Here is a 7,993-nt window from a genome sequence, read left to right on the forward strand (position 1 = left end):
ATTAGTCGACGATTTAATTAACTTCTCAAAGTATTTTTCTTCGGAAGCGTTGATACAATACTATAAGGCTATGATTGAGAGACCCGACCGAACGAAAGTTTTAAAAACATTTAAGAAACCGATTCTGTTTGTTATCGGAAAAAATGATAATGCGGTTCCACTTAAGGCGTCATTGGATCAGTGCCACTTACCTTCAATCTCATACGTAAAGATTTTACAAAATTCCGGGCATATGGGTATGTGGGAAGAAAAGAAAGAAGCAAATGTATTTTTGCTGGAATTCATAAAGCAGGTAATTGATTAACAATCAGGTCTGCCCGAATAAATTAATTAACTCTACCCAACTTTTTTGTGTAATTTAATATCATAAATTGCGTTACTTCTTAATGAAAAAAATCCTACTCATATGTTTGACGTCTTTCATGGTTTTACCGTGCCTGGCTTCGCATATAGTGGGTGGCGAAATGAGTTATCAATATGTTGGCCCGGGTTCAAGTCCCAATACCAGCAATTACACAATAACCTTAAAGCTTTTCCGCGATCAAAATTGTACAAGTTGTGCCCTGATGCCAGACGATGTTTGGATAGGTATTTATGATAATGGAACCAATGCCGAATACCCGGGACCAAACCAATACTACGATGTAGTGAAAGCCGCTGAAAGTGAGGTACCGGTAAATCCGTTTCCACCCTGCATTTCCAACCCGCCTTTACTCAATTATCATGTTGCCACGTTTACTTTTTCCGTTGCTTTACCCAATAATACAAGCGGTTATACCGCAGCGTATCAAACCTGCTGTCGCGTTCATCCGTTAGAAAATGTTTTTAATAATTCCGGTTCCGGCGGTGGCACTGGATCAACATATAGTTGTTCAATCCCTCCCGTACCAGACAGTTCACCTCAATTTACTACAAGTGTAGATGCTATTTGCAGGCAAAAGCATTTTATATTACAATATAATGCCACTGATGCCAATGGCGATTCTTTGGTATACTCTTTCGCACCGGCCTACAACAGTGGCGGAATTTTAGATTCAAGAAATGTAAACCCTAACCCACCTGCCTATAGTTCAGTGCAATATATTAATGGATATAATTTTGACGATCCCCTGGGAAGTAAAGCCACCATAGATCCGCAAACCGGAATAATAAGCGGCATAGCTCCGGATGTTGGAAGATATGTGGTATGCGTGGCCGTTAGGTCTTACAAAAATGGAATTTTTGTCGCAGAACATAGAAAGGATTTCATTGTGAATGTTACCGATTGCGACTTTGCCGGCGTTGAACTCGATCCCCAACCTGTTAGTTGCGATGGATTCTCTGTAAATTTTTCAAACAATAACACTTCTCCGCAAAATCAAACATTTTATTGGGAATTTGGTGATCCGGCCAGCGGCGTTGCGGATACTTCTACGCTGCAAACACCCACACATGTATATTCTGATACCGGAACCTATGTGTATAAATTGGTTATTAACAGGGGCCAACAATGTTCTGATTCTGCAACACAAATCCGCAAAGTATACCCCGGATTTTTTCCCGGATTTAAAATTACCGGCAGTTGCGTGAATACGGTTATTCAATTTACTGACACTACTAAATCAAAGTACGGAGTGGTAAGTGCGTGGCGCTGGGATTTTGGCAACCCCTCTGTAACCAATGATACTTCGATTTTAAAAAATCCGAGCTATACATACAACGCAATAGGTAGTTATCCTGTGCAATTAATAGTTTCTAACAGTAAGGGATGTACGAAATCTATTACCGATACGCTTGCAATAATTGACAAGCCTATTTTTGATGTAACGAACGATACATTAATATGTTCAATTGACACTTTACAATTGAAGGCGACCGGAACGGGTAGCATATTATGGACACCCAATTATAATATCAATAACCAGAATAGCTTTAATCCGTTAGTGAGCCCGAAGGTAACAACAACATACACGGCCACACTAACTGAAGCTCCCGGATGTTTTGCAACAAAACCTGTAGTTGTAACGGTAGTTGATAGGGTCACTTTAAATGCCGGAAATGATTCTACCATCTGCCAGACAGATTCAGTGAGATTAAATCCTGTAAGCAACGGGCTACATTATTTGTGGACGCCCGTCACCGCATTTAATGATAATACCTTAAAGTATCCATCAGCAGCACCTTTATCTAATAGTACCTATCATGTAGTAGCAAGCATAGGCAAATGTAATGCCTCAGGCGATGTTACTGTAAGGGTTGTTCCATATCCGAATGCTAATGCAGGATCGGATACGACCATTTGTTTTCCGGCCAGTTTTCAATTGCATGCGTCAGGTGGCGCATCGTATCTCTGGTCTCCAACTGCTTTCCTGAGCGATCCTGCTATCGCTGATCCTATTGCAGCTCCGCCTCAATCAATAAAATATACAGTGGCAGTAACAGATGTATTAGGCTGCCCGAAGCCCGCATTTAGTTCAGTTCTTGTGGAGGTTGAAAAGATAGTTGCGGATGCAGGACCACGTGATACTAATATTGTCGTAAACCAGCCATTGCAGCTGAACGGCACAGGCGCCGAAACTTTTACATGGAGTCCATCTACTGGGTTAAACAATCCCGATATTGCTAACCCTGTTGCTATATTATCAGAAAGCCAGGAATATGTTTTGAAAGTACAAAGCGCTGCCGGATGTTCAGCAACTGATACGATCAGCGTAACAGTTTATAAAGTTGATCCGGGATTATTTGTGCCCAATGCATTTACACCTAACGGTGATGGCATAAATGACGTTTTCCGGCCCATACCAATTGGCATGAAATCTTTAAAGTATTTCAAGGTATTTAACAGGGATGGACAATTAATATTCTCAACTTCAATTCAAAACAAAGGATGGGACGGCACTTTTAAAGGTAAACCACAGGATGGCGACGTATACGTTTGGATTGTTGAAGGAATAGATTACCAAGACAAGCTTATATTTCAAAAAGGAAGCGTAACCCTAATAAGGTAGAAACACCTGCACCCTATTTAACAATAACTATTTTCAATACCTTCTTCTTCCCTGGAACAAACCAATGTTATAACCGGCACGAATAACCGGGCTGCTTCTGCCAAGCCCATCAATGTAAGGCGAATTCTTATCACCAAGGACGTCCCATGAAACTGAAAAGAAATAGTAAGTATTACTGCCTCGATACCGGCCGCCTGCATAGCCGGCACCTAATAAAAGGCTACTGGCGCTCACATTGTCTTTCGCAGGCGAATAGTTTCCGTTAGCCGTGGGAATATATTTTAAATGAATCATATTAAATTCATATTGTGCAGATGCAAATAAAAAATTCACTGGAAATAATCTCACAAATGCGCCGGGACCATAAACCGTTTGCCTCAGTTTGTCTCCATAATCCTGGTAATCTCGCTGGGATGCATAATTAAGATTAAAAGTAATTCCGGCATCAGCCCAATTGGTCAGGCTATAACCAAATTGCGGTGTTATTCCCAGTATAGTCGAATAACTTGAAAAGCCAGCTGTAGCACTACCCCCGGTAAATAACCGATCTTTTTGAAACCCTCCCTGCTTTTCATTTTTTTTATTTTCATCGGATTGTGCATAAGAATAACATGATGTAAACACGAGTAGTAATGCCAACAAATTTTTCATTATCAAAAATTTAAGTAAAATTTATGCCCTTTTGGAAGCCGTTCAGCGGATAAAATATCTTATTCAAAATCAATTTCATAAAATTCGCTATAAAAGGTCATTTACAATTATTCGAATGAAGATTTAGAAAAACTTTAAAAAATATTTTTCAAAATGTAACAAAATACGAAATCAATCGTATATTTGACTACGAGATCATTCGTAATTAAAAAATAAAATCATGAAAACTATCATTCAGTCAGCATTTCCTTTTATTGGAACACTATGTATGGTTGCGTTAATTTTTACAGCTATGGCATTTCGCAACCCTTTTTCAGAGGCATCTCACGAGAATGCGGTAATTCCCAGGGATACGGTTCCTGATTCGCAACTAAAGATAAACATTGACGTTCAAAAAGCGCTGGAAGAAGCGAATAAAGCAATTGCCTCAATTGACTTTAATAAAATTATGAGTGATGTACAGGTAGCTCTGAAACAAATTGACGTTCAAAAAATTCAAATGGAAATACAGCAGTCGTTGAAAAAAATTGATTTTGAAAAAATGCAAAAAGATATAGATGCTTCATTAAAAAAAATAGACTGGAATTCAATCAACAAAAACATTGATAGCTCTATGCGAAAAGTTGACTATGAGAAAATGAGGAAGGAAATTGAGAAAAGTATGGAGCAACTCAAGAAACAACTAAACAGCAAAGAGTTTCGTGAATCGATTCAAAAACTGAAGGAAGTTGATATGAATAAATTAAAAGAAGAAATGAATAAAGTGAAAATGGAAACCGATAAAACTCGCGAACAATTGCAAAAAGAATTACAAAAAATGAAAGAAGAACGCGAATCCAAAAATTCGGCCACGGCAGTTTTCGGATTTGCACTTGAAAGCAATGGATTTATTTACATTTAAAGAAACACATATTTAAAACGTTCAATCAGTTCTTTGCAATTTTATTATAGCTCACTGCAATTCCTTTAATTAGAGACGAACTAAAGCCCTGGTGTTCCATTTCGTTTAAACCTGCAATGGTACAACCTTTAGGGGTGGTAACTTTATCTATCTCCTGTTCAGGATGCGAACCTTTTTGCAATAACAATTCCGCAGCGCCTTTTACTGTTTGTGCTGCAATAAGACTGGCAGTGGCGGCATCAAAGCCAATTTCGATGCCGCCCTGTATGTTGGCCCTGATGTATCGCATGGCATACGCAGTTCCGCATGCACCTAATACAGTAGCTGCTTCCATTAATTTTTCATCGATCATTACTACTTTGCCCAATGTTGAAAATAAATTCTTCACTACATTAATTTGTGCGGAAGTAGCATTTGCAAAACTAAAGCAAGTCATACTTTCCTGGATAGCTATAGCGGTATTAGGCATTACACGAAAAAGAGGAAGCTTCATTTCAACAATTGCACTTATTTCTGAAATAAGGACGCCTGTAACCACTGAAACCAAAATGTGTTTAGTTAATAGCTCTTTTTTAAAACTATTTATTACATCATTAACCTGGTATGGTTTTACTGCAAGAATTACCAGCTCACTTTTACGAACCGCTTCAGCATTATCGTCAGTTACATTCACACCCATCTTCTTTAAAGCCTCCAGGGTAGCAACCTTTCTTTTAGTAATAGTAATATCAGACGATTTGCAGAATTTGCTTTTTAATAAACCTTCCGCTATTGCGGTGCCTAAATTTCCTCCACCGATTATGGCTATTTTTTTGTTCATACCAGAATTATATTATTTTGGAATTGAATGAAAACTTCAACTTAAATGAAAACCAAAAATTGTTAAGTCCACAAAATAACATCATATTTTAAAAGTGTAAACTTTTGTTTACAGATCAGGCATTTCTCTGGGGAAGCGTAATCGAAAGATAGACCGAAAGCTTTACCTGAAAACAGCAATGCTAAATTAAAAAGTGGGACAAAGTGCCTGGTTTCTATCACCATTGAAATCATTGTAAAAACCTTTTTTTAATACATTAAATTCGGTTGCACCAAATGAATGATTAAAATTTTTAAGAGAGGAAGTGGTAACATCATAACTAAAAGTAAAGCGAATATTATTAACTTCAAGACCAAGCATGGGAATTATAGCGTCCTGGTAACGGTAATATAGCCCTGCTATGATTTGTTTTTCTCCATGTTCGGATAGATTATAAGCAGCATTCATTCCAAGAACTAATTCACTTGCCCTGGCCTGCGTTGTATAATATATGTTTGGATTAATAATTACCTGGTCGGTTACTTTAAACAATCCATTGAGAAATGCTATGTGTCGCATTGATATTTGATCAGCTGTAGCGTCTTCAAAAAATGTTTCTTTTGGCTGGTTTACATGTTGAATGGAATAACCAGCATTTATATAAATATCTTCTGTTGGAAAATAGGCGTAATTCATGCCCACCTGCATATCAAAATAGCTAATGTTATTGTTAGTAAGTACTACTGATGTCGGCTGGCTACCATCAAAAAATTTACCGTCAAATTGGTCAGGATAAGTGAGCTTACTCTGGTCAATTCGCTTATTTGCCCAGCCAACATTAAAACCGGCCGTTAGCAAACTACTAAGCCCTAGCTCCTGGTGGTAAGCGATAGATGCATAAGCCTTTGTTGACGTAAGGCTTCCCGTTCCGGCAACATCTCTTAAAATAACGCCACCCAAGCCAAGCCAACCTGTTTCAATCTTATTTCTGAACACTTGTGCATCTCCAAATATGCTCATGGTTTTATATGGCTGCGCCATAATATTGGAATATTGGTTCCTATAAGAAGCCCCTAATCTATAATCGGCATCCGGTATGAAACCCGTATTTGCAGGGTTAGTTAATAGTGGGTTGTTGAAGAACTGTGAAAAATGAAGATCCTGTGCGACAGTTCCCTGTTGCATGAAGCCGGTAGAGCCGGCCATGATTAATAATATTTTAAAAAGATCTTTCATTAATTAACATTATCGCAATAAAGTAATATCTCCTGTTTTCCGGTACTTTGTTCCATCAGAAAAAACAACATCTAACGTATAAGCATAAACGTCTAGCGGCTGAATTTTTCCTTTAAAAGTTCCATCCCACGAGCTCTTGATGCTATTGCTTTCAAAAACCTTTTGTCCCCACCGATTATAAATGCTCCAGTGCATTTCAGAAATTCCAAATCCTGCAACACTTATGCGGCCATTAACACCAAATCGTCCGGGCGTAAAAGCATTAGGCACATCTACCAGGGGCCTTATTAGTGAGCGCACATTTATGCATGTATCATCGCTGCATCCGGCGTCGTTAGCTGCATTGAGGCACACGTTATAGGTAGCGGTTGCAGGAAAAATGTGTCGGGGATTTACTTCTGCTGAGGTATCGCCATCACCAAAATTCCATGTATATTTTGTAGCGCCGATGGATGCGTTAGTAAAGTTAGTATAAGTGTTTTCCTGCGGTGGATTTGGATCGTAGGTAAACGAGGCAACTGGTATAGGACTTACAGTTATAGTAAATGTAGCCGAATCGATTTTGTTGCACGATGTAGAGTCGAATGCTCTTAATTTCACCAAATAAGTTCCCACATTATTATACAAGTGTGATGGATTATCGGCAGTAGAATTTGTTCCGTCTCCAAAATCCCAAATAAACGAAAGGCCTCCTAACGAGTTATTAGTAAACGCAGCCGTGTAAGGAACACAACCTCTCGCAGGCGTTTCAAATTGAGCTTTAACCTGGGGAGATAGTCGTACGGTCTTAACCGTGTCGTCGGGCGAATTACAAAATGCTGAATCATCAATTGATAACTTAACAACATAAGTGCCCGGACCGGCATAAGTGTGCAGTACCGGAGGCGACTGGCTTGCTGTTACCGGTGCAGTATTATCTCCAAAATCCCATGTAAATGTATTAGGGCTAAACGATCCTCTCGTAGGCACAGAAGTATTTGTAAAGCTATAAGTAAGATTGGTACAAGGTGGTTGTTTAGAAGGTAAAAAATCTAAAAGTAATTTGTTATCTCCCGCTTTTATGTTGGTGTAAGACGTATCAAAAATGTTACAGGTTGTACTGTCCACGGCAATAAGTCGCACAAGATATTTACCTGTTGCATTATAAACATGAGAAGCAGCAGGAACCAAAGTCGTATCACCTGACCCATCGCCGAAACTCCAGTAATAAAGTTTTCCTTTATTAAGCGTATCAGTAAAATCCACCCTCAATGGAACACAACCGATCGTATCATATGGAACTCCGTCAATAGATGCCCTCACGCCAGCCTGAACACCAGCAAAATTCATTTCAATTTTTAGCATGCCTAGATTACACCTACCGCCAGCATTGGCATTATCAGTTCTTGACCATACGCCAAACGTACCCGGAAAAGAAAC

Annotated in this window: 7 protein-coding genes; 3 read left to right on the forward strand and 4 right to left on the reverse strand. The window is 38.9% G+C overall.

Translation table 11 applies throughout. The features are described from left to right. Positions 1-304: alpha/beta fold hydrolase (locus tag ACO1O5_RS10315; protein WP_486269904.1), on the forward strand; the 304-nt coding region annotated here is incomplete at its 5' end. An 82-nt stretch (positions 305-386) separates the two neighbouring features. Next, positions 387-2,987 carry a PKD domain-containing protein gene (locus tag ACO1O5_RS10320; RefSeq protein WP_486269906.1) on the forward strand — a complete coding sequence of 867 codons (2,601 nt, stop codon included), beginning with the start codon at positions 387-389 and terminating at the stop codon, positions 2,985-2,987. 33 nt (positions 2,988-3,020) lie between these two features. On the opposite strand, the gene ACO1O5_RS10325 is transcribed toward ACO1O5_RS10320, so the two are convergent. Next, entirely contained in the window at positions 3,021-3,638 is a 618-nt protein-coding gene (locus ACO1O5_RS10325; RefSeq protein WP_486269908.1) for a hypothetical protein, read from the reverse strand. A 220-nt stretch (positions 3,639-3,858) separates the two neighbouring features. Between ACO1O5_RS10325 and ACO1O5_RS10330 the strand changes: the two genes are divergently transcribed. Continuing rightward, on the forward strand, positions 3,859-4,539 hold the full coding sequence (locus tag ACO1O5_RS10330) for a hypothetical protein (protein WP_486269910.1): 681 nt from the start codon (positions 3,859-3,861) through the stop codon (positions 4,537-4,539). Positions 4,540-4,564: 25 nt separating this feature from the next. Here ACO1O5_RS10330 and proC read toward each other — a convergent pair whose 3' ends face one another. The 3 genes from proC to ACO1O5_RS10345 form a co-directional block, all read right to left on the reverse strand. After that, entirely contained in the window at positions 4,565-5,359 is a 795-nt protein-coding gene (gene proC / locus ACO1O5_RS10335) for a pyrroline-5-carboxylate reductase (RefSeq protein WP_486269912.1), read from the reverse strand. Positions 5,360-5,545: 186 nt separating this feature from the next. Beyond that, positions 5,546-6,574: a PorP/SprF family type IX secretion system membrane protein gene (locus ACO1O5_RS10340; RefSeq protein WP_486269914.1), complete on the reverse strand. Its 1,029-nt coding sequence runs from the start codon at positions 6,572-6,574 to the stop codon at positions 5,546-5,548. A 9-nt stretch (positions 6,575-6,583) separates the two neighbouring features. Beyond that, positions 6,584-7,993, reverse strand: a 1,410-nt coding sequence (locus tag ACO1O5_RS10345; RefSeq protein WP_486269916.1) for a PKD domain-containing protein, incomplete at its 5' end; no start/stop codon positions are given.

It is taken from the genome of Ginsengibacter sp., assembly GCF_057362405.1.

Bases quoted from the DNA above. Each gene is read 5' to 3' on its own strand.
- ACO1O5_RS10320 (WP_486269906.1), top strand. From the start codon at position 387: ATGAAAAAAATCCTACTCATATGTTTGACGTCTTTCATGGTTTTACCG.
- ACO1O5_RS10330 (WP_486269910.1), top strand. From the start codon at position 3,859: ATGAAAACTATCATTCAGTCAGCATTTCCTTTTATTGGAACACTATGT.
- proC (WP_486269912.1), bottom strand. From the start codon at position 5,359: ATGAACAAAAAAATAGCCATAATCGGTGGAGGAAATTTAGGCACCGCA.
- ACO1O5_RS10340 (WP_486269914.1), bottom strand. From the start codon at position 6,574: ATGAAAGATCTTTTTAAAATATTATTAATCATGGCCGGCTCTACCGGC.
- ACO1O5_RS10325 (WP_486269908.1), bottom strand. From the start codon at position 3,638: ATGAAAAATTTGTTGGCATTACTACTCGTGTTTACATCATGTTATTCT.